The organism is Roseovarius arcticus (assembly GCF_006125015.1).
Classification (GTDB): Bacteria; Pseudomonadota; Alphaproteobacteria; order Rhodobacterales; family Rhodobacteraceae; genus Roseovarius; species Roseovarius arcticus.
The window spans coordinates 1746307-1770230 of record NZ_SZZN01000001.1; the positions used below are offsets into that span (position 1 = coordinate 1746307).

Consider the following 23924-nt stretch of genomic DNA (forward strand, 5'->3'; position numbering starts at 1 on the left):
GATCAGCTCTCCTGCTTTGAGTTGAGGGGGGCACCGGATTGCGCGGCGTCATCGCACGCAGATGTGCGGCGCAGAGCGCGGAATGTATCGACGATGACGCCGTAAATGCCGCGCGGCATGAACATGACCACTAGCAGGAACATCACGCCCAGCATCATGTGCCAGCCCTCGACGAACACGTCCGATAGGCGTCCCTCGGCGAGGTTGACCAGGATCGCCCCTACAGCTGCTGCCAGCACGGACTCGCGCCCTCCGACCGCACACCAGATTACGATGGCTAGGCTGAACGACACGCTCATGTAGGTTGGCGATGCAAACTCCAGCACCAGCGCGTAAAGCATGCCAGCCAGTCCAGCGAGACCCGCCGATATGCAGAATATGACCGTCTGATAATTGGCAACGTTGTAGCCGAAATAACGGGTGCGGTCCGGGTCTTCGCGTATGGCGCGCAGGATCAGGCCGAACTTGGAATGCGTCAGGTAGAGGCCGAACATTAACGCCACCATCAGACACGCCCCGACAAGGTAATAGAACGCCACGCTGTAGATATCGACGGTCCAACCAAACAGAACCAACGGCGCTAACCCCGTCAGTCCGTTCTGCCCGCCGGTGAAACCTTGCTGTTCAATCACAAGCAACTGGAATGCTACAAGAAAGGCCAGAGTGATGACGGCCACGAACACACCGGCGATCCGGGCTCGAAACATAAAGACCGCAATCAATCCACCCACCGCCGCCGGAACCAGAAGACCGGCCAGGAGCGTGAATGCGAACGAGTGAAACGGTACCCAAAGTATCGGGAGCGTATCGACGTTGTTCCAGCCCATGAAATCGGGCAGGCCGTCGCCACTGGCCTTTAGTTTTAGGTGCATCGCCATGGCGTAAGAGCCCATGCCGAATGTTGCCGCCTGCCCAAGATTGAGCAATCCAGCTGTGCCCCACGATAGCGCCAACGCCATCGACACGATCGCGAGGCTAAGGTAGCGCGAGAAGGTATTCAGCTCAAACGCGTCGTAGCCGAAAAAAGCGGGTACGCCAAAGAGGATCACCGCAGCGAACACGGCCAGCCCTATAATGTCGTATGAAAGTCGCGAATTCATCAAATTGCTCCTCAACGGCGTGTGTCAGAAGGGAAAAGGCCACGTGGACGGAAACGGATCAGGATTATGATGCCAGCCAGCACGGCGATCCGCCCGAGAGTGTCGTTGATCACGATCGAAAACAGTGCTGTCACTTCGCCAATCAGCATCGCAGCCGCGGCGGTGCCGACCAGACTGCCAAGGCCACCCACGATCACCACCAGAAATGCGTCTACAACCAGACCAGTGCCCATAGTAGGAATGGTGCTAAACAGCGGCGTGATAAGTGCGCCTGCGATACCTGCCAGACCTGCGCCGTAGGCGAACGTGACCGAGTAAACCTTCTTGGCCTCGATCCCGTAGCACTCTGAAATGCCGCGGTTCTGAATGACTGCGCGTAGCTTCATCCCGAATTCGGTCCGGGTCATTAGCAGCCAGGTGACCGCAACAATGAACAGCGAGAAAGCAATGACGAACAGGCGATAGTTAGACATCACCAGCGCACCTATTTCGACATTGCCCGACAACCATTGTGGCCCGCGCACGAATTTTGACTCTGCACCCACACCTAGCCGGATCGCCTGTTGAAGGATTATTCCGATGCCCCAAGTCGCGAGGATGGTATCGAGCGGCCGTGTGTATAGTCGCTGCACAATGACCTTTTCGATCACCCAGCCCGCCGCCGCCACCGCCAGAAAAACCAGCGGCAGCGCGGTGATCACACCCAGCCCGAGGTGCGTTTGCAAGGCCCAGGTGGCATAGGCACCCAGCATGACAAACTCACCATGTGCTAGATTGATCACGCCCATCGTGCCGTAGATGATGGCAAGACCTAGAGCGATGATCAGCAGAATTGAGGCAATGCTCAGCCCTGCGAAAGCCTGGTTAAAAACTACGTCCATAGGACAGCCCCCTCCGTCAGCCCGGCTCGGTACACGAGCCGGACTTTGTTGGTTGTTGAGGTTTCAGATAGCGAAAGTCGTCTGGATCAGGTCTTGACCAGACCCTCCCCGGTACAGTCCTGCCCCGGATATGCGGCGTAGGGCTTGGGTGAGATCCGCTCATCCGATTGCAGGATAACCTTTGCCTGCCCATCGGATTGCCATTGGCCGACCTTAGGCCATAGATGCGTGTGCAGATTTTCGTCGATCAGGATCTCGCCTTGCGGTGCCATCATAGTCATGCCTACCGCCGCATCGCGAATAGCAGTCGGGCTGATGTTTGCCGGATCGAGTTTGTCCAGCGCGGCCTTGAACTGATACACTTGAAAATAGGCGGCTTCGCTAACGAAGTGCGTGACCTCATCGGCCCCGAACCGCGCTTTGTAGTTCTCGACGAACGTCTCGTTTTCGGCCGATTGGTGCCCCATGAAGTACGGCGCGGACGAAAAGTGACCAGCCGCTGCTTCCCCGCCGATTGCCTTCACCTCGACTTCGGACCGGGTCAGGCTACAGACTGGCATCTTTTCGGGGTCGAGTTCAGCCGCGTGGTACTGACGGGCAAAGGCCACATCCGAGTCGCCCACGAGTGTCGTAAAAATCACGTCCGGCTCTTCGGCGCGAATTCGGTTGATGACTGAGCTAAAATCGGAATGGCCCATCGGGACGTATTCCTCATGCACGACCTCACCGCCAAGCTGCTCTAGCAGGATACGGCAGTAATTGTTTTCCTCTTTCGGATAAACGTAGTTATTCCCGATCATGTAAAATTTCTTGCCGAAATTCTCGACCAGCCATGGTAGCAGAATATCCTGCTGCTGGTTGGCCAGCGCGCCGCCGTACATGATATTCCGCGAGCATTCGCGCCCCTCGTATAGCGTCGGATACCAATAAAGGTTGTTGCGCTGCTCGGCGATTGGCAGGACTGCCTGACGGCTGGACGATGTGTATGAGCCAAAGACGCTAACACATTTGTCGCGGATCATCAGACGGCGCGCGCGGTCGGCATAGGTCGCCGGATCCGAGGCCGGGTCTTCGATAATCGGGCGCAACTGCTTGCCATGCACACCGCCTGCGGCGTTGATTTCTTCGATAGCCATTAGGGCCGCGTCATGTAGCGTGTGCTCCACAACAGCCACCGCTCCCGTCAGCGAGAACAATAGCCCCACCGGGATGTCATCCTCCGCTGCGTAAGCGCGCCTTGCGCCGCTGAGCAGAGCAGGCATTGACAGCCCACCGGCCAATCCCATGGTGCCTGCAGCACCTGCGCGTCCAAGAAAATCCCGTCTTCTCATTGTGTTACTCCCCATTTTTTTTGAACGAGCACATTTCGACTAAACGCAAAAAAATAGCCCCCGACCGCAGTTGAATCTGCGATTGGGAGCTACTTTGCTCGTAAATTTATGTGAGCTCGCAATTGAACTCGAAACAATCATTCACGAAAAGAAGATTCCATGCAAGATAATTATCCCATCTCGCGGCATTTATTGGCGGCATCGGCTGGCACCGCGTGTTCGGCGTCTAGCCTCCTAACGAGTTTTAGCGGGAGATCGCCCCTCCACACTCGCATCTCATTCTCTATGACAGCTCCATCAGTACGTTCAATTCTTCGCAGCAGATTCCTGACACTCAACACATGCTACATCCCACCGCGCCGTATAAGGTTGCCACGCCGGTTCAGTTCTCCGGCCATGGCGCGCAGCGTCTGATGACCCTGAGTGCGGACATCCATTTTTACACCGGTCAAATCGATGGCATGTGCTTTAGCGTTTACCTTGACGGTTGCGCGCAAAGCCGCGCCCCCCCTTGCCCGCAGCCAGCAGCGCCGCTGCGCCGTTGGGATTGCCGAGCTTCACACTGCACGCCTTCGCGGCCGCAAGGGCCTCTTTCGTCCGCCGGGAGTTCGCCTTGCGTGCATGCTGGGCCACGAGCGCCATGATACCGACAGTCAGATCATTCGCCTCGGGCATATCCACCGCTAGGAAGCGCACACCGCTGTCGCGCAATGTCAGAGGAAGACAGCGTTGCGGCTTAGCCGGTCGAGCTTGGCGATCACCAACGTAGCCCCCGTGAGCTTGCCCAGATGCAGGGCCTTAGTGAGTTCGAGGCGCGCATCCTTGCCACCACTTTCGACTTCCGTGAACCGGCCAATTGTGCGATGAAAACCAAAAATACCAAAACGCCAATCTGGAATCGCCGCCGCCCGAAGATGCTGTTTTCGGGGTCTTGTCAGACGAATGCGACCAGTCTCAGCAATGGCAGCAATGCTGTCCCTCATGTCGCGCAATGGCCGCGCCACTCGACGAGTGCGGCGGTTCGATTGGCCTTGAAGTTTTGGCGATCTCGCCATTGATCTTCACGAAGACCTCGTCCAAATGCCACTGCCAAGTCGAATAAGCACGCATCCGGCTAATCCGCTTCCTGCGGATTTCAGCGGCAAATACAGGGCCAAATCGGTTCTACCAGAAGCGGACAGTTTCGTGGCTGATCTCGATGCCACGCTCGTGCAGGAGATCCTCAACGTTTCGCAGAGATAGTGGAAACCGAATATACAGCATTTCCGTCAGCCGACTGATTTCGGGGCTGGTCTTTGAGTATCGAAACGGGGAGTGTTTTGTCATCCAGAAAGGCTACGAAACCGCCTCGCCCGCCTCAAGTCGATTTCCTCTGACAATGCAAAACGCCTTGTATTTACACGAATCGGTCACGGACATATCATCTTGACGCTACGGCAACCTCCGGCGTGAAGGAGCACTTGAGATGCGCAGTCTTTCCAAAGTTTCGCATAGGGCTGCCGCTATGTTCTTTGCCCTTTCGATTGGCCCTCCCAGTGCGAGCGCGCAAAATGATCCAGTCTGGTATTTTGCCGGCTCAGATGGAGTTCCATCGATCTTCTACGCTGATGCGGTGGGCGAGCAACTAACAGTTAGGTGCGGAAGAACCGGTGGCATGTCCAGTAAAGTAAGCCTGAACATCATCCTGCCCGACACACTTCAGACAAAGTGGAACGTAGACTCGCGGTTGATCTTCCTGAGATTCGAAACCAGTGCCAACGTGATTAACGGACATCGGCTGGAAACCATGTTTCGCCCCGGCCAGGAAGCTGAGGTTGAAATACTCGCGACCCCTCTGCCCGATTATGCTGTGGATGATCCCTCCGCCGAATTAACGTTTCGCGGAGATAGCTATGATGGCGAGGTTCTGGGCCGGATGAGTGCCCTTGGACTTCATGCTCCGATGACCACGCTCGTGCGCACTTGCAACGCCTATCAGGCCTCGCCCGGTGCGCCTTCGTTTTCGTGTCCTGGGACGCTTTTGATGAAATCCGGCGAACTCGACATCTGCGGGGACGCGGAGGTCGCAAGGCTCGATGGTGAGGCCTTGGAGCGTTATCTCGCTTTCACCGGAACGCTGACTCCGGACGAAAAGGAAAAGGCTTGGGCCCGCTATCGTTACTGGATCGACGCCCGGTTTGCTTGCAACAGGGATATGGCTTGCGCGTCAGCTGCGGCATGGGACTATCTCGAGGAATTGCCGCGCGATGAAACTCCCGCCGGACCCCTTGAGCCGGACAGTGCGGCACTTGAGACGCTCAGAACTGCCCAGGGGCTTGTGGCGGAGGCGGAACGCCATGGTATTCCCTTTCCCGAGCTGCGCGCCATTAAGGGGCGAACGGCCTACGTTACTCCAGATTGCGACTATTCTTGCGGGGCCAATGTCTTTGCGATTCACGACATTGGGCCAGATGAATCTGTCCCGCTGAATACAGCAACGGATCTCGAAGTTGTTGCCGAGATTGGTCCGGTGTATGGATCTGACGTCAAGCTCAATCACTTGCGGCTGGGATTTCCCCTTCCGCCGCGCTTCGCAGAAAGCGATGTGCCGGCCATCTCGCGGTCTATCGCGACCATCGATGCTGATGGGCGCGCAATGCAGACCTATTCAGATGCCCCCCGCAGTTGGGCCGATGAAGCCGCTGCCCGCCAAGAAAACACTGAATATCAGGAAAAACGCGCCAAGGCAGAGGAACGCGCGCGCCTTCAACGGCTTGCGACCCATTTCGCTGATGAGACCGCGCGGCGCGACCGTCTCGTTGCCGCGGGCCATGTCTATCGCGCGTCTGAGTTCTGGACCGATTTTTACTACCCTGATACGATCCGCGGTATTTTCGAAGGCGGGCGGCTCGCTCCGGACGCCCCTGCGTTGCGGTCTTTCGTCGGTGGATTTATCGTGGCCTTCAACCGCAACTGCGGCAATTTCATGCCCGCAGACGCTGTGCCATTCACCGAAACCGCGGTGACGCGTGTGGTTAATGGCCTCGGGTTCGAACTTAGCCGCTCCAGCCAAAGCCGCAGTTTCCGTGTGCAAAAAGAACTTGCCCCTTATTTCGCACGGCTGACAACGGAAGGGCCAACGCAAACGGAAATAACGGCGGTTCTTGGCACGGTCCAGGACCTCATGGCAGGGCGCATTGATTTGCAGGGCATGATCGCCCCGGTTGCGGGCAATGCTATTGACGCTCAGCGCATGGTGAATTCCCATTCTTGCCAGGGACCGGCCGTCCGGCAACTTCTGGACAACCTGGCAGCCAATGCCAACGGCACACCAACACCGCTTGAGGCGGGCTACACCATACCGGGCGCACCCTCTGAGACCGATCCGGCGCCAGACCCCAAGCGCGCCAGCAGCCTTGGAGATTCGTGCATGCGCGCCTCTGGCTATGCGTCCGATTCTACGAGCCTTTGCAGTTGCGTCAAAACCGAAGTCGCACCGCAGCTTGGCGCAACGGCGCGGGAACTTGCACTTGCGGACTACCGCCCGGCAGCCGTCGGCTGGTTCCACGGTGGGGCCGAAGCAGATACCGCAGCGGGCCGTGCTTTTCAGGCATGTGTGAGCCAACTTGCCCGCTGATGGGTGCCCCGGTTGCCGTCACCCGGATCGGCAGTATCGGAAACGGGGAGGATATTCGCGAAATGGACGCTTATGAACCTGCTAAACTACCTTTGATTTTTTGACTCCAGAGTGGAGTAGGTAAAGTTCGTTTTGGAAGTAAAGATTTCGGCGGCGCATCGCGGTGCGTCCCAGAATTGATGATTAATCAGAGCATCGGAACTGATGGGCCCGCTCGATGAGCGCATCTTCACCAATTGGCCGTCGCTCGTACTTTCCAGAAAAAGCATGGGTGCGGTGGCGGTCCGATTATTCATCTTTCTCGAAACCACCGCGCCGACAAATTCAAGATATTTGTCTTGGTCCTGAAATGTCAGTGTATGTGCCAGCCTTTAACCCGGAATATCGATGGGAATCTTTCGCTTCAAAGCCGGTTCAGCCGCAGTGGCCCAGAAGAAGAGGGAGAACAATCATGCATTGCCCAAGCCTGAAATCCGAAACATAATTTAAAGGTGGCTCACTTCTCGATAGAAAACCCGGCTCACTTCCGTGTGGAAATCTACAGCCTGAATGCCGAGGACGGTCGCAACATGTGATTTTCCGGTACCTGACGCTCCGATCAAGACCACATTTTCAGCCCCATCCGTGAGCTCGCAACGATGAAGTTGGCGCAAGAGGGCCTCGTTGATCAGTACTGAACCAGACGATAGGCAAGCCAGCTGTCCCAATACGGCTTCTATCAGGCGCCATCTAAATTTCAAAATTTGAACGATAGAATTTGCCACACAAAACGCCACACATCCGGCGAAAAGAAGCTGGGGGAGGTTTGCGTTAAGGCATTGTTTTCGTTATTGTTTGCCAATTTCCCTGAGGAGGCGTGTCGGACTGTCTCTCCGCCACGCTACGAAGTTGCTGTTTATACAAAGGGAATTGTGATGATGTCCAGCAAGCCGTTGTCCAGGATGGACCACACAAGAAGGGCCTGAGGACATCAGCCCGTCACGCCGTAGCACGTTGAAATGTAGCGCCAATCGTCCCACGCGTGGGCTCCTCGCGATTCATGTCCCGCCAAGAGTTCCCGCCGACAACGTGGCGCGCTTCGCCGTAGGCGACACCGCATTTTTCAATGAAACGGACGCGCAAATCAGTTTTGCCGAAGGTGATGCCGCACTCGAAATTTAGCTATCCCATCGGGATCAAAGCGATGCCATCAAACTGCGCATTGCGGATCGGTAGGCCGATACGATCTCATCGCGTTGGACGTGCCGCCCCGATTGCACCGCATGCCGCCCGGCAGACCAGACATCGGTCACAACATCGTCTTTCGACGCGAATGCGAGACCATCCAACAACTGATCCTGTCGCAGGGCACACAAGGACGGCGCAGCACTGTCGATCGCAACCAGATCGGCCCAGCCACCGACCAAGATTTCACCATTGCCACGCCCCAATGCCTGCGCGCCGCCTTTAGCCGCGCCTGTATAAAGTGTGTCGCCGACCGATCCCTCGCCGACCACCATCACATTGCGCGCAACGTCCCGCAGGCGCTGGGAATATTCCAACATGCGCAGCTCTTCTGTCAGGGAGATCAGCACGTTTGAATCGGACCCGATCCCGAATGCTCCACCAGCCTTTAGGTACGCGGGGCCATTGAACGGCCCGTCGCCCAGGTTGGCTTCGGTCACCGGGCATAGACCGGCAACTGCACCGGATTTCGCCATTTTACGTGTCTCACCCTCGGTCATGTGGGTCGCGTGGATAAGGCACCATTCGGGCGTTACGTTTGCATTGGCCAGCAGCCAATCGACGGGCCGCGCACCCAGCCAGCCCTCGATATCGGCCACCTCTTTGGGTTGCTCTGCGATGTGAATATGAACCGGCCCCGATCTATGCGCGTTTAGTACTTCCCGAAGGTCATCAGGCGACGTGGCCCGCAAAGAGTGCGGCGCAATCCCTACGCGGCAGTCGGCAGGCAGGTGCGCGACAGCAACCTTGGCCTGCGCCACCAGCTCGTTGAACCGATCAACTCTATTGCCGAACCGTCCCTGCCCGGTCTCAAGCGGCACGTGCCCGGCGCCGCCGTAGGTATATAGAACCGGCAGATGCGTCAGGCCGATCCCCGTTTTTGCTGCAGCGGCGGCGATACGGGCCGAAAGTTCGGCCAGATTATCGTAGGGGGTGCCACCCGGTTGATGATGCAGATAGTGAAACTCGCCCACGCTGGCATAGCCTGCTTCCTGCATTTCCAGAAAGACGAAGGCCGCAATCGCCTCGATATTCTCAGGCGTCAGGTGTTCGGTGAAACGATACATCAAATCGCGCCAGGTCCAGAAGCTGTCTTTGCCTGCCATTCTGTATTCGGTCATCCCCGCCATCGCCCGTTGGAAGCTATGGCTGTGCAGGTTCGCAAGCGCGGGCAATAACGTATCCACCGCGTCGTCCCCTTGCTGGGGATGTTGATCAATTGCTAGCTCAATGATCCGGCCATCCAGCACGTCCAAACGGACATTGCTGGCCCACCCTGTTGAAAGCTTGGCCTGTCTTGCAAAAATCATTTAGCGACCCTCTATTTTTATGTATAGACATATATCATACTTATACATACTATAAAAGTGCGTTTTTGGCTGTGGGGGAACACAAATGACTGGGGAAATTAGGGTATTCGTTGATCTGAATGCCGCAACCATGGACGAATCAAAGGCCCCTTATGGCATGATCGAGAACGCGGCCATTGCCGTGGTTGGCGATACGATTGCATGGGTGGGGAAAGCTCGCGATTTGCCTGAGATGTATAATGTGGTTGAGCCAGAAAGCCTCGGCGGCCGCGTGGTTACGCCCGGTCTCATCGATTGCCACACACATATTGTCCACGGCGGCGACCGTGCCGTTGAGTTCGAAATGCGTCTGAACGGGGCAAGCTACGAAGAGGTTGCGCGCGCAGGCGGCGGCATCGTCTCGACGGTCAAGGCCACCCGCGCCGCGACCCAAGACATGCTTCTCGCGGATGCGCTGTGCCGCGTGGACGTTATGATCGCCGAAGGTGTGACCAGCATTGAGATCAAGTCGGGCTATGGCCTTGATATAGAAACTGAGCTGCGCATGTTGCGCGTCGCCCGCGCTATCGGGGAAAGCCGCCCTATTCGGGTGAAAACCACTTTCCTTGGGGCCCACGCGACACCCGCCGAATACGCAGACCGGAATGATGCCTATATTGATGACGTTTGCATCCCTGCCCTTCGCGCTGCCCACGACGAGGGTTTGGTTGATGCGGTGGACGGATTCTGCGAAGGCATCGCGTTCCAGCCCGCCCAAATCGCCCGCGTGTTCGATGTGGCACGTGAACTTGGCCTTCCGGTCAAACTTCATGCAGAGCAGCTGTCCAACCTTGGGGGCGCGAAACTCGCGGCCAGTTACGGTGCCTTGTCAGCAGATCACATCGAGTATCTGGACGAAGACGGCGTCAAGGCAATGGCAGAGGCGGGAACCGTCGCTGTTATCCTGCCCGGCGCCTTCTATACTTTGCGCGAAACGCAGGCGCCTCCGATTGATCTATTGCGCAGGCATGGCGTCCCAATGGCGCTGGCGACGGACATCAACCCCGGCTCGTCCCCGCTCAATTCCCTGCTGCTGGCGCTCAATATGGGCTGCACCCTGTTTCGGATGACCCCAGAAGAGGCGTTGCGCGGTGCCACCCGAAACGCCGCCCGCGCCCTTGGCCTGACCGATACCGGACTAATCGCGGCGGGTATGCGCGCCGACATGGCCGTCTGGGACATCAAACACCCCGCCGAGCTGGCTTACCGCATTGGCTTCAACCCGCTGCATTCCCGCATCTTCGGAGGCACATCGTGACCAAACTTACCCTCACGCCCGGCGCTGTCACGCTGGACGATCTAGCCACGATTTTCTGGGATGAGGTATCGGTCCGCCTTGATCCCGCCTGCCACCCTGCGATTGAGCTGGCTCAGTCGCGCATTGCAAAGGCGGTCGCAGGGACCGAGGCCGTCTATGGCGTGAACACTGGGTTCGGCAAACTGGCCTCGGTCAAAATCGAATCCAAAGACACCGCGACGCTGCAGCGCAATCTGATCTTGTCCCATTGCTGCGGTGTCGGCCCCGCGATCCCTCGCCGCCATGCGCGCTTGCTGATGGCGCTCAAACTTCTCAGCCTTGGCCGCGGCGCATCGGGTGTGCGGCTTGAGATTGTGACCCTCATCGAAGGAATGCTGGACAAGGGCGTGACCCCGGTCATTCCCGCGCAAGGGTCTGTGGGCGCATCTGGTGATCTGGCCCCTCTTGCGCATATGGCGGCGGTCATGATGGGCCACGGCGAGGCGGAATTTGGCGGACAGGTCATGTCTGGCGACAAGGCCCTGAAGGCTGCGGGTCTGGTCGCGGTCGAGCTGGGCCCAAAGGAAGGGCTGGCGCTGATCAACGGCACGCAGTTTTCGACGGCCTTCGCGCTTGCGGGGCTCTTTGGCGCGTGGCGCAGCGCGCATTGCTCGCTCGTGACATCGGCCCTATCGACGGACGCCATCATGGGGTCCACAGCACCCTTGCAGCCGGAAATCCACACCCTGCGCGGCCACCCTGGCCAGATCGAGGCGGGTGCGACTATGCGGGCGCTTTTGGCAGGGTCTGAAATTCGCGACAGCCATATGCTGAATGACGCGCGGGTACAGGACCCCTATTGCATCCGATGCCAGCCACAGGTGACCGGGGCTGCAATGGACGTGCTGCGCATGGCCGCACGCACGCTCGAGGTCGAAGCGAACGCTGCGACAGACAATCCGCTTGTCCTGATCGAGGCGGATATGATCGTGTCGGGCGGCAATTTCCACGCCGAGCCGGTTGGCTTTGCCGCTGATATGATTGCGCTGGCGATTGCAGAGATCGGGGCCATTGCGCAGCGCCGTGTAGCGCTGATCGTCGATCCGGTTCTCAGCTTTAATTTGCCCCCGTTCCTGACCCCCAATCCGGGCCTGAACAGCGGCTATATGATTGCCGAGGTCACCACCGCCGCATTGATGAGCGAAAACAAACATCTGGCAAACCCCTGCGTCACCGACAGCACACCAACGTCGGCCAACCAGGAGGATCATGTCAGCATGGCCGCACATGGCGCGCGCCGGCTAAGCCAAATGAACGAAAACCTTCAGCGTATTTTGGGCGTGGAGCTTTTGTGCGCAGCGCAGGGCATTGATTTTCGCGCGCCTCTGACGACCAGCGACACGCTGCAGCGGGTCATAATTCGCGTTCGCAAGGACGTGGCCACACTGGGCGATGATCGCTACCTCGCGCCAGATCTGGAGCGTGCGGCCGTGATGATTGCCAGCGGCGATATCATATCGGCAGCTGGCATTCCCATGCCGGACCTGTCCGCATGAGGCCGGTAGAAATCCACCTCAGCGCCGAGGCAGCACCGTGGACCTATGACGATACGAACGCGGTGCGCCTGCGCGCTTGCCTCACAACTATCCTGACAAAACTGGCCACACTGGCCCCTACCCTGAAAGGCACATCATGAGCGATCCGCGCAAAAACACCCGTGACGTTTTTCCCGCCACCGGCACCGAGCTGACAGCCAAAAGCTGGCTAACCGAAGCGCCGCTGCGGATGCTGATGAACAACCTGCATCCTGACGTCGCCGAAAACCCGCATGAACTTGTGGTCTACGGCGGCATCGGACGGGCGGCGCGCACATGGAAGGACTATGATATGATCGTGGCCTCCCTGCGCGAGTTGGACGACGATCAAACGCTGCTCGTCCAGTCGGGCAAACCTGTTGGCGTCTTTCAAACCCACAAAGATGCTCCGCGCGTCTTGATCGCCAACTCCAACCTCGTGCCGCATTGGGCCACGTGGGATCATTTCAACGAATTGGATAAAAAAGGTCTGGCTATGTACGGCCAGATGACGGCGGGGTCCTGGATTTACATTGGCAGCCAAGGCATCGTTCAAGGCACCTATGAGACGTTCGTCGAGGCGGGCCGCCAACACTACGACGGCTCTCTCACAGGCAAATGGATCCTGACGGGCGGACTTGGCGGTATGGGGGGCGCGCAGCCGCTGGCGGCGGTTATGGCTGGCGCCTGCTGTCTCGCGGTGGAGTGTAACCCTGACAGCATCGATTTCCGCCTGCGCACGAAATACGTCGACGAAAAGGCCGAGACGCTGGACGAAGCCCTCGAGATGATCAATCGCTGGACCGCAGCGGGCGAGGCAAAATCTGTTGCTCTGCTGGGCAATGCGGCAGATGTGTTCCCCGAGCTGGTCAGGCGCGGCGTCTGTCCCAATATCGTCACGGATCAGACCTCGGCCCATGATCCGATTAATGGATACCTTCCGCAGGGCTGGACAATGGCGCAGTGGAAAGAAAAGCGCGAGAGTGCCCCAAAAGAAGTCGAAAAAGCTGCCCGGGCCAGCATGAAAGTGCAGGTCAAAGCGATGGTCGATTTCCATGCAGCTGGAATTCCCACGGTTGATTACGGCAACAATATTCGGCAGATGGCGCTCGAAGAGGGGCTGGAAAACGCGTTCGATTTCCCCGGCTTCGTGCCTGCCTATATTCGCCCTCTTTTTTGCCGGGGGATTGGTCCCTTTCGCTGGGCGGCACTGTCGGGCGATCCCGAAGACATCTACAAAACTGACGCCAAAGTGAAAGAGATCCTGTCCGAGGATACGCATCTGCACAATTGGCTGGATATGGCCCGCGAGCGGATCTCGTTTCAAGGATTGCCTGCGCGCATCTGTTGGGTCGGACTGGGCGTACGCCACAAGCTGGGCCTCGCCTTCAACGAAATGGTGCGCGCCGGAGAGTTGAGCGCGCCGATTGTCATCGGCCGCGATCATCTGGATTCCGGCTCTGTCGCCTCGCCCAACCGCGAAACCGAAGCCATGAAGGACGGCTCTGATGCGGTGTCAGACTGGCCGCTGCTGAACGCACTGCTTAACACTGCGTCGGGCGCGACGTGGGTATCATTGCATCACGGGGGCGGCGTCGGCATGGGGTTCTCGCAGCACTCTGGCATGGTCATCTGCTGTGACGGGACCGAGGACGCGGACCGCCGGATCGCGCGCGTTCTGTGGAATGATCCCGCCACGGGCGTAATGCGCCACGCCGATGCGGGCTATGAGGATGCGCTGGACTGCGCCCGCGAGAACGGCCTCAACCTGCCTGGCATTCTTTGACAATGGCTGTCACCGCCGCAGCCATGCGGCGGTGACAGCCAAATTTTCAATAGCGTGTCGTCAAACGGTATCCGGGGCGATACGAAAAGCGCACATAGGTAACAGCCTGCCCTTCCCACCATGTCGACCGTTCGATCGTAAAGACCGGTTCACCAACCGCGCAGGCCAAATAGTCGGCCAACCGTTGATCGGCCAATCCGGCCGACAGGCTGATTTCGACTTCTGAAAAAGGTATTGTAGCAAGCAGCCATTCGGTGGGCCCCGCGTGCGAAAAGTCCGCTTCCTCTGCCGTTGGAAGTGCTGTCAGGCTAATCCACCTATCCTCGTGTTCGTGGGGAACGCCGTCGGCATAATGCATACAATCTAGGTGCACGGCCTTGCCTTCGGCGGGCAATTTCAGCCGCGCACGCAGCCAATCCGGCGCGACCTCTACAGAGTCACTCACCAGCGAGTACCGATAAGTGGCACCCCTGCTTTCGATTTCGGCGCGAACGACGGGGATATCAAAGCGCGCTTGTCGTACAGGGCTCATCCGCACGCGGGTTCCTGCCTTGCGACGCCTTTCAATGAGACCTTCGTCAGCTAATTCGCGCATCGCCCGGTTAACTGTCGCCCGTGCGCAGCCATATGTTGCCGCCAGTTCCACCTCATTGGGAACCAGATCACCGGGTGCCCATTCGCCTTTGGTAATTTTAGACAGAATGTCGGATTTGACGTCTTTGTAGGTCGCCTTCATAGCTGATCAACTTTTGGATTATTAGACTTTTTACTCAGCATAAAAGGCTGACTCTGTCGCGCCCCGGGTCCGCAGCACTCCCTGTTTGCAAAACTCAACTAAGCTAAACGGCTCCATAGCTATGATTTGTTTGACGGCGCGCATCTGTTCCCGCCATCTTTCTATAAATCTAGACATAATGCAATACGTTAAGACAAAAGGGGTAAATCATGCCACATCCCCCAGCGCACTCAGATGCAGTGGCATCTGTGCCGTCAAATTCGTCTGCCTAATCCTGTCGATTGACACCTTTGAGACGCCATAAACGGGCCGGTATTTACATCCTGCTATGATCCTCAAGGTAGACCTTCAAACGCATTGGAAACACCATCTCACGATATCCCAAAGCCAAATTTTGGATTTAGCTATGAGAACATTGACCATCCCGGTGGGCAAACTACGTCCGTTCACAATTCGGTCCAAGGTTTGCTTTGTCTATGCTAGACGTGTGTCCGACTTAGTTTAGTACACTGCCAGAACCGACCCCATTATATTGCAAGACGGTGCAGACCGCCGACGCCCACAGATGCCACAAATTGGCCCAAGGAGTTTACAGTGCAGAAGCAAACAAGACGAACGGCCCTTCTGGGCCTTTTTGCAGTCCTGCTCGGGCTTGCTATTCCGGTCGGCGACACGGGTGCACAGGCCCAAGAGCAGGCGGGCAAATCACTGCTCTATGATATTCAGTCGCGCGGCACGCTGCGCGTTGGGATGACTGGCGACTATTATCCGATGACGTTCCGCAAACCGGGCGAGACTGACTTTGTTGGTCATCAGGTCGATGCAGCCCGCCAAATGGCGGAGGATCTGGGCGTGGAAGTGGAGTTTGTTACCACCGACTGGAAAACGATGATCACGGGGTTACAGGCGGGCCGCTACGACATCGCGATGAGCGGAACGTCCATGAGCCTGTCGCGTGCCAAGGTCGTGGCGATGAGCGATTCTTGGGGCATTAATGGCTTTGTTCCTGTAATCCTCAAAAAGAACGCGGATGAATATAGCAGCTGGAGCGACCTGAACGATCCCGCACGTACCGCGGGCGTCACCCTTGGCACCACGATGGAAGATTACATCCGCGCCGAACTGCCCGACGTCCAAATGCGCCGCGTCGAAAGCCCTGGCACCGGATGGCAAGAGGTATTGGCGGGCCGCTCCGATTACACCGTCACGACGCTAATTGAGGCGTCGGGACTGCAGGAACGCTATCCCGAACTGCAGATGATTTTTCCTGACCAGGCGCGTAGCGCATTACCTATGGCCTTCCTGACGCCAATCGAGGATCAGGTTTGGCTGAACTACGTCAATAGCTGGATATTCCTTAACAAGACTTCGGGCTATTTCGACCGCCTAAACGAGAAATGGGGCGTCGTCCTGCTGAAGCAGGCCGAGTGACGGCCATGCTGGGGGTGGCAACGTCCCCGGCTCGTACCGCACCGAAGGATCGGGACAGACCTACATGACAAATACCAGCGCTGACATAGGCGGCACTGCGTCCAAGACCGGTTTGCCGATTGTCCAAATGACCGGCGTCACCAAGCGGTTTGGTGATTACACCGCGTTGAATAATATCAACTTAAGCGTCCATGCAGGCGAAAAAGTAATCGTATGCGGGCCATCTGGGTCAGGAAAGTCGACACTGATCCGCTGTATCAATCACCTTGAGGTTCATGACGCGGGCCGGATCGTCGTGGACGGCATTGAGATGTCTGACGACACAAAAAACCTGACCGCAATCCGCAGCGAAGTCGGCATGGTGTTTCAGCAATTCAACCTCTTTCCGCACATGACCGTTCTGGACAATCTGGTGCTGGCGCCGATGCGTGTCCGCAATCTCAACCGCGCGGAGGCGGAGGCTGTCGCCCTGCCCCTTCTGGAACGGGTACGCATACCTGAACAGGCTCACAAATACCCCGCACAGCTATCGGGCGGCCAGCAACAGCGCGTCGCCATCGCACGCGCATTGTGCATGAAGCCCCGCATCCTGCTGTTCGATGAGCCGACATCAGCGCTTGACCCCGAGATGATAAGCGAGGTTCTGGACGTTATGGTGGAACTTGCGCACGAGGGAATGACAATGATCTGCGTCACGCATGAGATGGGCTTTGCCCGCAAGGTGGCCGACACGATGGTCTTTATGGACCGTGGCGAGATCGTGGAAAAGGCCCCGACGGCCCAATTCTTTGCCGCCCCTGAAAACGCGCGCACCCGCCTTTTCCTTGATCAGATACTGTCGCATTAAAGGACACAACGATGCCCCGCCGCTTGCGTCTTTTTCTAATGCTCAGCTTGGCCCTGCTGCTGCCAGCCTGTGCGGACAGCACCTACACTTGGGGCTGGTATGTCGTATCACCATTCGATTCTCGCGGGTGGACCAATCTGCAATTCTTGCTTGGCGGGCTGGGGTTCACGATTGCCGTCGCCCTCGTGGCTATCACCTTATCAGTCGTTCTAGGCCTTTTCTTGGCCCTGCCCGCCCTGTCGTCCAACCGCATCCTGTCCACACTATCCCGCAGCTGGATCGAGGTATTCCGGGCCATTCCGATGCTGGTGATGATCCTCTGGGTCTATTACGGAGTTCCGGTTGTGACCGGCTTGCAACTCAACGTGTTCGTGGCGGGCGTCATCGCGCTTGCCCTATGCGACAGCGCCTTTGAGGCTGAAATCTTCCGCGCCGGGCTACAATCCATCGAGGCGGGCCAGCGCGAGGCAGCAGATGCCCTTGGCCTTAGCTATCTGGACAAGCTGCGCTTTATCATCTTGCCACAGGCGGTGCGCCGCATCCTTCCGCCCTTGGGCAACCAGTTCATCTATATGCTGAAAACCTCGTCGCTTTTGTCAGTAATTGGGCTGTCCGAATTGACCCGGCGGGCCAATGAGCTTGTGGTCGTTGAGTACCGCCCGCTTGAAATCTATTCCTTTTTGGTGCTGGAATATCTGGTGCTGATCCTTATCGCGTCTTGGGGCGTGCGCAAACTGGAGCGCCGCATGGCCGTCAGCGACCGTGCCGCAGCGCGCATTTAATCTAAGGAGTTTGAGCATATGGACTGGCATCAATTCATGGATGACGCCGAAAAAGAAATCGGCACGCTGGGCCGCGAAATTCCCGACACAGCCAAGGGATATGGCCTGATGGGCAAAGCTGCCAAAACGGATGGCGCGCTGGACGAAAAAACAAAAGAATTCATCGCCTTGGGGATTTCCGTCACCACGCGCTGCCTTAGCTGCATTGGCTTTCACACCCGGTCATTGGTCCGGCTGGGCGCGACGCGTGAAGAGTTTTGTGAGGCGTTGGCAATGACCACGTACATGGGCGCAGGACCATCCTACACCTATAGCGCCAAGGCGCTGAGCGCATTCGACGCTTTCTCGGACAGCCCTAAATAACCGCCTGGGTTAGCGGGCGCGAACCCCCGGCCCGCCCAATGCCAATAGTGAAATTTCTCTCATCGACTGGATGGGTTGGCGGGTAGGCACAAGGTACGAAAGACGTGCAATCGCCTCATCATCGGAGTCGCACCCGTCGCAACCTCACTCAGACCGTAACTCCAGTATCGCGCGAGCCTCGTTGCAAGTGGCGACCGGTCGATCATACTTTTCGCATAGCTCCACTGCGCGCTGGACCAATACTGCGTTCGACGGTGCCAGTGTTTCGCCATTGAGGCGCATGTTGTCCTCAAGCCCAGTGCGCACATGTCCGCCAGCCTTAATAGCCCATTCGTTTAGCGTAATCTGATCCTTGCCCACCCCGGCCGCGCACCACTCTGCATCTGGCATAAGCCGGGTCACGGTCTCGCAGTAGAAGTCAAATACGCGTCGGTCCACCGGCATCGCGTTCTTCACCCCCATAACAAACTGGATGTAGACCTTGCCGAAGATACGGCCATCTGCATTCATCTTTGCTGCTTGAAAGATGTGGCTTAGATCGAACGCTTCGATTTCAGGTTTGACGTCATGCGTGCGCATTTCGGCCGCCAGCCAATCCACTAACTCCGGCGGGTTTTCGTAGACCCTTGTCGGGAAGTTGTTGGACCCTACCGAAAGCGATGCCATGTCTGGTTTAAGCGGCAGCATGCCACCGCGCGTCTGCCCCGCGCCTGACCTTCCGCCCGTAGAGAACTGGATGATCATGCCGGGGCAGTGTTTGCGCAGGCCTGCCTGAAGCGCCGCGAACTTTGCGGGGTCAGAGCTGGGCGTCTCATCCTGGTTGCGCACGTGAGCGTGGCAGATGGCGGCTCCGGCCTCATAGGCTTCATGCGCGCTTTCGATCTGCTCAGACACTGTGATGGGAACGGCCGGATTGTTGGCCTTTGTAGGGACGCTACCGGTGATTGCGACGCAAATGATGCAAGGTTTGGTCATGCTGTTATCCGATACAATGTCGCTAGCGACTATGCCGCGATTGCCCGATCTATTGCACCCGACAGCTTGTCTACCAGCTCGCCAATCTGGTCGTCCGAGATGATGAAGGGCGGAGCCAGCAATACGTGATCGCCCTGTTGCCCATCAATGGTGCCGGACATCGGGTAGCAAATCAATCCGGCGGCAAATGCCTCTTTCTTGATGCGCGCCGCCACGCCGCGGCTTGGATCGAATGTCGCTTTGGTCTCGCGGTCGGCGACCAGTTCGATCCCGCGAAAGAGGCCGCGCCCGCGAATATCACCGACATGGGCGTGCTGACCCAGCGCAGCTTGCAGCGCGGATTGGAGTTTCTGTCCCTGCGTTTGCACACGTCCCAGTAGGCCGCGATCCAGCACTTCGTCGAGCACAGCGTTGGCAGCGGTCGCGGCAAGCGCATGACCCATATATGTATGCCCATGTTGGAAAAAGCCTGAGCCGGACGCGATGGCATCATAAATAGCTGCCGTGGTCATCAAGGCACCGATCGGCTGGTAGCCGGCGCCAAGGCCCTTGGCGATCGTAATCATGTCTGGCGCCACATCGTCCTCAATGCAGGCAAACAGATGCCCGGTGCGGCCCATGCCGCACATCACCTCGTCCAAGATCATGAGCACGCCGTAGTAGTCACAAATCTCGCGGATACGCCGCAGGTAGCCGGGAACAGCGGGCACGGCGCCGAGGGTAGCGCCAACCACAGGCTCCGCGATGAACGCCATGACGGTGCCCGGTCCCAAACGCAGAATCTCGGTCTCTAATTCGTTCGCGACCCGCAGGCCATAAGCCTCGGGCGTCTCATCCTCGCGGCGATCGCGGTATTCGTAACAGGGGCTGACATGCGTCGTATCCGCCAGCAGCGGCGCAAATTGCGCCCGGCGCCATGCGTTGCCACCAGCGGCAAGCGCGCCCAGAGTATTACCGTGATAGCTTTGACGGCGTGCAATAACGCGGTGCCGCTCTGGCTGGCCAACTTCCAAAAAATACTGCCGGGCCAGTTTGATCGCGGCCTCGACGGCCTCGGACCCGCCTGACACCAGATACACCCGATCAATGCCATCTGGCGCGTTTGCCACCAGACGATCCGCCAGTCGCTCGGCGGGCTCAGACGTGAAAAATCCGGTATGCGCAAAGGCAAGTTGGTCGATCTGGGCATGAAGTGCGCTGCGCACGGCCTCGTTCGAATGGCCAAGACACGAAACCGCCGCCCCGCCCGAGCCGTCCAGATACCGCCGTCCTTCGGCGTCGATCAGATAGCAGCCCTCACCAGAGACTGCGGTTGGCAGAGTGCCCTTGGTTGACCGCCCAAAGATATGCCCGGCCATGAGATCTACGACCTGACAACCAGCACAGAGACCGGCGAGCGGCGCACGATCCGGTCGGCGTTCGATCCCACCAGAAATTCGCGCACGCGGTCGGGTTTGTGCGAGCCCATGACCACCAGATCACAGGCGGTCTGTTCGATCACGCGCAGGACCTTGCGGTGAATCTTACCGAATGCCAGATGCTGCTTCACGCTGATCTCGCTCGGGACGTGCTCTTGGACCAGCTTGTCGAGCGCTTTGCTGGCCGCCTCGACGGCCAGTTTTTCATAGTCCGGCGGAAAGAACCCATCCACCAATGGCGTGCCCATGTCAGGCACGACCGACATGACATGCAACTTGCCGCCAGAGGTGCGAACCAATTCGACGGCCGCTGGCAGCGCATGTTCCCATGATGCCTTTGCGTTCAGATCGAGGGTCAGAAGAACCGTATTAAACATCGTTTCTCTCCTCAGGCGTGTGCGGTTTTGCGTGGCGCGCCCGTATCGCGGCCCCGCTGCAAAAAGACGATCAGGCCCAGCAATAGGAGCGCTGGAATGAACATCAGGTATTTGCTGGGTTGCGGCACGGGTTTTAATACGCGCACCACCTCTTGGTCCCAGTCCAGCCCGGCCTCTGCCGCCGGACTGCCAAACGCCACGTCGTCAATGAACATCTTGCCTCCTTCGTCGCGGAAGGTCAGACCGGCGTTCTCCAGCTTTTCCTCGCCAGTGGCGCCTTCGGTGATCGGGACCAGCGCCACAAACTGAACTGGGTCGCCCAGATCGTTCAAGCCTGCCACACGCACTCGCAGCGTTTGTCCGATATCTGTATCGGCAGCGGCCTGCGTAATCGCTGCTGGCTCCTCCTCCAGATAAGGCGCGCTGACCATATCCATCCAGAATCCGGGACGGAACAGAGTGAACGCTATTAGCAGCAAGGCGATAGTTTCATAGAACCGATTTTTGGCCAGGAACCACCCTTGTGTCGCGGCGGCAAACAATAGCATCGCCACCGTCGCGACAATGAAGACAAAGATGCCCTGCACCATCGTCACGTTGATCAGCAGCAATTCGGTATTGAAGATGAACAGGAACGGCAGCGCCGCCGTGCGCAAGCTATAGAAGAACGCGATCACGCCGGTCTTGATAGGATCACCGCCCGAAACCGCAGCGGCGGCGAAAGAGGCAAGCCCCACAGGCGGCGTCACGTCGGCCATGATACCGAAGTAAAACACGAACAGGTGCACCGCAATCAGCGGCACGATCAGGCCGTTTTGCTGCCCCAGCGTCACGATGACGGGCGCCAAGAGTGCGGACACGACGATGTAGTTCGCCGTTGTCGGCAGGCCCATACCCAAGATCAACGACAAGATTGCCGTTAGGAACAGGATGGCAAGGATATTGCCGCCAGACAGGACTTCGACAACGTCGGCAAGGGCCGACCCGACGCCCGTCTGGCTGACCGCACCAACGATGATACCAGCAGTAGCCGTGGCAATGCCGATGCCGATCATGTTGCGGGCGCCAACCACCAGACCCTCTAGCAGATCGGTCGCCCCTTCCTTGACGCGCGCACCCATCTGGCCCTCACCGCGCATCATTGCCATTAGCGGACGCTGCGTAATGAGGATAAAGATCATATACATCGTCGCCCAAAACGCCGAGAGGCCCGGCGACAGGCGATCCACCATCAGCGCCCATACCAAGACGACGACGGGCAGGATAAAATGCAGACCCGACCGCACGGTTGGCCCGGGCAGTGGCAGCTTTGTCACCGCCGCGTTGGGATCATCCAGCTTTAGCGGCGCCTCTTTGGATGCGACATAGAGCAGCCCGACATAGGCCGCCGTCAGCACTGCAAAAATGATATAGGGTGCCGCAACGGGGAAGACGGGACGGATCCAGCCCATACCGTAATAAACAAGGAACGACAGCGCGCAAACGAACGCAACGCCGAAGACGAAACCGATCAGACGCTGGATGATCGGCTTGGGTTCATACGGGCGCGGCAGGCCCTCCATGCCAGCCTTCAACGCCTCCAGATGGACGATATAGACCAGCGCGATGTAGGAAATGACAGCAGGCAGAAACGCGTGCTTGACCACGTCGAAATAGGGGATGCCGACGTATTCGACCATCAGGAACGCAGCGGCGCCCATAACCGGCGGCATTATCTGACCGTTGACGGATGACGCCACCTCGACCGCGCCGGCCTTTTCCGAGCTGAAGCCGACCTTTTTCATCAACGGGATGGTAAACGTGCCGGTGGTCACGACGTTCGCGATGCTCGATCCCGAAATCAGGCCCGTCATGGCGGACGATACGACAGCGGCCTTGGCAGGCCCGCCCTTCATATGACCCATCAACGAAAAGGCGACCTGAATGAAGTAGTTGCCAGCACCCGCGCGATCCAGCAGCGAGCCGAAGAGCACGAACAGGAACACGAAACTTGTCGACACGCCCAACGCGATGCCAAAGACGCCCTCGGTCGTAATCCACTGGTGGTTTACGATTTCGGATAGGTTATTACCCTTGTGCGCGATGATGCTGGGCATCTGCGGGCCAAGGACGGTGTAGATCAAAAAGAGGCTGGCCACGATCATCAGGGCCGGCCCCAACGCGCGGCGCGTGGCCTCAAGCAGCAAGATAAGACCAATGACCGACACCACGAAATCCTGAGTAATCGGCGCGCCGACGCGGCCAGAAATATCGCGGTAGTAAACGAAAAGGTAAAGCGCAGCGGCGGCGCCGACGATGGCCAGCGCCCATTCCCACAGCGGCACCCGGTCCTTTGGGCTGCCGGCGATGACCGCAGCCACGACGGCCAAACCGACAACGGGGATCCACCATATAGACGTGCCGTCTTTTGAGCTGATGATGAACAGGTAACTCAGCAAGACAGGAATCACGATGCCAAGGCCCAGCTGGAACTTTGAGCGCGTCGCAGGGAATGCCGCAAAGGTCAGGAAAATCGCGAATGCAAGGTGGATCGAACGGCTTTCGGTGTCGTTAAAGACGCCCCAGCCGACGATGAACGGGATGGGCGACGCAATCCAAAGCTGAAATAACGACCACGCCAGCGCGATAAGCATCAGGAATGTGCCGACCGGGCCTGCGACATTGCGCCCGCCAGTGTCGGCGGATGCGACGAGTGCGTCCAGTTCGGATTGGTCCAGACCGCCGCGACCGGCCGCCTCGTTTTCAACGCGCGCAGCCTGATGCTGGTTCGGATCGTCGGTCATGTCTGTCCCCCGGTAACCCGCGCAGGGCGGGAAAGAAATTTTCTGAAATTATCGTCGGGTCGGCTCTGTCTGGGCAAAACTCATTGCCAGTGGCAGCCCTTGCGAGGCTGCCAC

20 protein-coding genes and 2 pseudogenes are annotated in these 23924 nt (G+C 58.1%); 9 read left to right on the forward strand and 13 right to left on the reverse strand.

Going from position 1 to position 23924, the window contains the following annotated elements; translation table 11 throughout:
* Positions 1 to 2: 2 nt before the first annotated feature.
* The 6 genes and pseudogenes from urtC to MK6180000_RS20630 all read right to left on the reverse strand — a co-directional run.
* Entirely contained in the window at positions 3 to 1100 is a 1098-nt protein-coding gene (gene urtC / locus MK6180000_RS08245) for an urea ABC transporter permease subunit UrtC (RefSeq protein ID WP_138934290.1), read from the reverse strand.
* Positions 1101 to 1111: 11 nt separating this feature from the next.
* The gene (gene urtB / locus MK6180000_RS08250; RefSeq protein WP_138934291.1) at positions 1112 to 1981 is read right to left on the reverse strand and encodes an urea ABC transporter permease subunit UrtB; all 870 of its coding nucleotides are present in this window, start codon (positions 1979 to 1981) and stop codon (positions 1112 to 1114) included.
* Between the two features lie 86 nt (positions 1982 to 2067).
* Positions 2068 to 3312: a transporter substrate-binding domain-containing protein gene (locus tag MK6180000_RS08255; RefSeq protein WP_138934292.1), complete on the reverse strand. Its 1245-nt coding sequence runs from the start codon at positions 3310 to 3312 to the stop codon at positions 2068 to 2070.
* Positions 3313 to 3780: 468 nt separating this feature from the next.
* Entirely contained in the window at positions 3781 to 3987 is a 207-nt protein-coding gene (locus MK6180000_RS20620) for a recombinase family protein (RefSeq protein ID WP_246040463.1), read from the reverse strand.
* Between the two features lie 38 nt (positions 3988 to 4025).
* Entirely contained in the window at positions 4026 to 4295 is a 270-nt protein-coding gene (locus MK6180000_RS20625) for a recombinase family protein (RefSeq protein ID WP_246040464.1), read from the reverse strand.
* Positions 4296 to 4479: 184 nt separating this feature from the next.
* A pseudogene (locus MK6180000_RS20630) lies at positions 4480 to 4575 on the reverse strand (IS6 family transposase); the annotation flags it as partial.
* 391 nt (positions 4576 to 4966) lie between these two features.
* Between MK6180000_RS20630 and MK6180000_RS08270 the strand changes: the two are divergent.
* Complete coding sequence (locus MK6180000_RS08270; RefSeq protein WP_138934293.1) at positions 4967 to 6928, forward strand: lysozyme inhibitor LprI family protein; 1962 nt, start codon at positions 4967 to 4969, stop codon at positions 6926 to 6928.
* A 497-nt stretch (positions 6929 to 7425) separates the two neighbouring features.
* Here the strand turns inward: MK6180000_RS08270 and MK6180000_RS20635 are convergent.
* Together MK6180000_RS20635 and MK6180000_RS08280 are read right to left on the reverse strand one after the other, a co-directional pair.
* Positions 7426 to 7599: pseudogene (locus MK6180000_RS20635) on the reverse strand (ATP-binding protein); the annotation flags it as partial.
* 504 nt (positions 7600 to 8103) lie between these two features.
* Entirely contained in the window at positions 8104 to 9462 is a 1359-nt protein-coding gene (locus MK6180000_RS08280; protein ID WP_138934295.1) for a formimidoylglutamate deiminase, read from the reverse strand.
* 85 nt (positions 9463 to 9547) lie between these two features.
* On the opposite strand from MK6180000_RS08280, the gene hutI reads away from it, so the two are divergent.
* From hutI to hutU, 4 genes are read left to right on the forward strand one after another with little or no spacing between them, the layout of a single operon-like run.
* The gene (gene hutI, locus MK6180000_RS08285) at positions 9548 to 10759 is read left to right on the forward strand and encodes an imidazolonepropionase (RefSeq protein ID WP_138934296.1); all 1212 of its coding nucleotides are present in this window, start codon (positions 9548 to 9550) and stop codon (positions 10757 to 10759) included.
* A complete protein-coding gene (gene hutH, locus MK6180000_RS08290) occupies positions 10756 to 12294 on the forward strand; it encodes a histidine ammonia-lyase (RefSeq protein ID WP_138934297.1) in 1539 nt (512 codons plus the stop codon). The genes hutI and hutH overlap by 4 nt, the downstream gene beginning before the upstream one ends.
* On the forward strand, positions 12291 to 12434 hold the full coding sequence (locus MK6180000_RS20290; RefSeq protein ID WP_171054578.1) for a hypothetical protein: 144 nt from the start codon (positions 12291 to 12293) through the stop codon (positions 12432 to 12434). Before hutH ends, MK6180000_RS20290 begins: the two co-directional genes overlap by 4 nt.
* On the forward strand, positions 12431 to 14098 hold the full coding sequence (hutU, locus tag MK6180000_RS08295) for a urocanate hydratase (protein ID WP_138934298.1): 1668 nt from the start codon (positions 12431 to 12433) through the stop codon (positions 14096 to 14098). The genes MK6180000_RS20290 and hutU overlap by 4 nt, the downstream gene beginning before the upstream one ends.
* A 46-nt stretch (positions 14099 to 14144) precedes the next feature.
* Here the strand turns inward: hutU and MK6180000_RS08300 are convergent, their stop codons facing one another.
* On the reverse strand, positions 14145 to 14834 hold the full coding sequence (locus tag MK6180000_RS08300) for a histidine utilization transcriptional repressor HutC (protein WP_138934299.1): 690 nt from the start codon (positions 14832 to 14834) through the stop codon (positions 14145 to 14147).
* Between the two features lie 594 nt (positions 14835 to 15428).
* Here MK6180000_RS08300 and MK6180000_RS08305 point away from each other — a divergent pair.
* From MK6180000_RS08305 to MK6180000_RS08320, 4 genes are all read left to right on the forward strand, one after another.
* The gene (locus tag MK6180000_RS08305) at positions 15429 to 16265 is read left to right on the forward strand and encodes a transporter substrate-binding domain-containing protein (protein WP_138934300.1); all 837 of its coding nucleotides are present in this window, start codon (positions 15429 to 15431) and stop codon (positions 16263 to 16265) included.
* 64 nt (positions 16266 to 16329) lie between these two features.
* A complete protein-coding gene (locus MK6180000_RS08310) occupies positions 16330 to 17112 on the forward strand; it encodes an amino acid ABC transporter ATP-binding protein (protein WP_171054579.1) in 783 nt (260 codons plus the stop codon).
* Between the two features lie 11 nt (positions 17113 to 17123).
* Positions 17124 to 17894: an amino acid ABC transporter permease gene (locus tag MK6180000_RS08315; RefSeq protein WP_171054580.1), complete on the forward strand. Its 771-nt coding sequence runs from the start codon at positions 17124 to 17126 to the stop codon at positions 17892 to 17894.
* Positions 17895 to 17912: 18 nt separating this feature from the next.
* The gene (locus tag MK6180000_RS08320) at positions 17913 to 18257 is read left to right on the forward strand and encodes a carboxymuconolactone decarboxylase family protein (protein ID WP_138934301.1); all 345 of its coding nucleotides are present in this window, start codon (positions 17913 to 17915) and stop codon (positions 18255 to 18257) included.
* Between the two features lie 144 nt (positions 18258 to 18401).
* On the opposite strand, the gene MK6180000_RS08325 is transcribed toward MK6180000_RS08320, so the two are convergent.
* From MK6180000_RS08325 to MK6180000_RS08340, 4 genes are read right to left on the reverse strand one after another with little or no spacing between them, the layout of a single operon-like run.
* Positions 18402 to 19232 carry a 3-oxoadipate:acetyl-CoA acetyltransferase gene (locus MK6180000_RS08325; RefSeq protein ID WP_138934302.1) on the reverse strand — a complete coding sequence of 277 codons (831 nt, stop codon included), beginning with the start codon at positions 19230 to 19232 and terminating at the stop codon, positions 18402 to 18404.
* Between the two features lie 29 nt (positions 19233 to 19261).
* Positions 19262 to 20590 (reverse strand): aspartate aminotransferase family protein, encoded by a 1329-nt coding sequence (locus MK6180000_RS08330; protein ID WP_138934303.1) that lies wholly within the window; start codon positions 20588 to 20590, stop codon positions 19262 to 19264.
* 5 nt (positions 20591 to 20595) lie between these two features.
* Entirely contained in the window at positions 20596 to 21027 is a 432-nt protein-coding gene (locus MK6180000_RS08335) for a universal stress protein (RefSeq protein ID WP_138934304.1), read from the reverse strand.
* A gap of 11 nt (positions 21028 to 21038) precedes the next feature.
* Complete coding sequence (locus MK6180000_RS08340) at positions 21039 to 23810, reverse strand: TRAP transporter permease (protein ID WP_138934305.1); 2772 nt, start codon at positions 23808 to 23810, stop codon at positions 21039 to 21041.
* Positions 23811 to 23924: the final 114 nt, after the last annotated feature.

Excerpts from the sequence above, each read along its gene's own strand:
- MK6180000_RS08340 (WP_138934305.1), bottom strand. The coding sequence starts at position 23,810 with ATGACCGACGATCCGAACCAGCATCAGGCTGCGCGCGTTGAAAACGAG.
- MK6180000_RS08315 (WP_171054580.1), top strand. The coding sequence starts at position 17,124 with ATGCCCCGCCGCTTGCGTCTTTTTCTAATGCTCAGCTTGGCCCTGCTG.
- MK6180000_RS08255 (WP_138934292.1), bottom strand. The coding sequence starts at position 3,312 with ATGAGAAGACGGGATTTTCTTGGACGCGCAGGTGCTGCAGGCACCATG.
- MK6180000_RS20290 (WP_171054578.1), top strand. The coding sequence starts at position 12,291 with ATGAGGCCGGTAGAAATCCACCTCAGCGCCGAGGCAGCACCGTGGACC.
- MK6180000_RS08330 (WP_138934303.1), bottom strand. The coding sequence starts at position 20,590 with ATGGCCGGGCATATCTTTGGGCGGTCAACCAAGGGCACTCTGCCAACC.
- MK6180000_RS08320 (WP_138934301.1), top strand. The coding sequence starts at position 17,913 with ATGGACTGGCATCAATTCATGGATGACGCCGAAAAAGAAATCGGCACG.
- MK6180000_RS08325 (WP_138934302.1), bottom strand. The coding sequence starts at position 19,232 with ATGACCAAACCTTGCATCATTTGCGTCGCAATCACCGGTAGCGTCCCT.
- MK6180000_RS08280 (WP_138934295.1), bottom strand. The coding sequence starts at position 9,462 with ATGATTTTTGCAAGACAGGCCAAGCTTTCAACAGGGTGGGCCAGCAAT.
- hutI (WP_138934296.1), top strand. The coding sequence starts at position 9,548 with ATGACTGGGGAAATTAGGGTATTCGTTGATCTGAATGCCGCAACCATG.
- hutU (WP_138934298.1), top strand. The coding sequence starts at position 12,431 with ATGAGCGATCCGCGCAAAAACACCCGTGACGTTTTTCCCGCCACCGGC.
- MK6180000_RS08310 (WP_171054579.1), top strand. The coding sequence starts at position 16,330 with ATGACAAATACCAGCGCTGACATAGGCGGCACTGCGTCCAAGACCGGT.
- urtB (WP_138934291.1), bottom strand. The coding sequence starts at position 1,981 with ATGGACGTAGTTTTTAACCAGGCTTTCGCAGGGCTGAGCATTGCCTCA.
- MK6180000_RS20620 (WP_246040463.1), bottom strand. The coding sequence starts at position 3,987 with ATGCCCGAGGCGAATGATCTGACTGTCGGTATCATGGCGCTCGTGGCC.
- MK6180000_RS08270 (WP_138934293.1), top strand. The coding sequence starts at position 4,967 with ATGTCCAGTAAAGTAAGCCTGAACATCATCCTGCCCGACACACTTCAG.
- MK6180000_RS08300 (WP_138934299.1), bottom strand. The coding sequence starts at position 14,834 with ATGAAGGCGACCTACAAAGACGTCAAATCCGACATTCTGTCTAAAATT.
- MK6180000_RS08335 (WP_138934304.1), bottom strand. The coding sequence starts at position 21,027 with ATGTTTAATACGGTTCTTCTGACCCTCGATCTGAACGCAAAGGCATCA.
- MK6180000_RS20625 (WP_246040464.1), bottom strand. The coding sequence starts at position 4,295 with ATGAGGGACAGCATTGCTGCCATTGCTGAGACTGGTCGCATTCGTCTG.
- urtC (WP_138934290.1), bottom strand. The coding sequence starts at position 1,100 with ATGAATTCGCGACTTTCATACGACATTATAGGGCTGGCCGTGTTCGCT.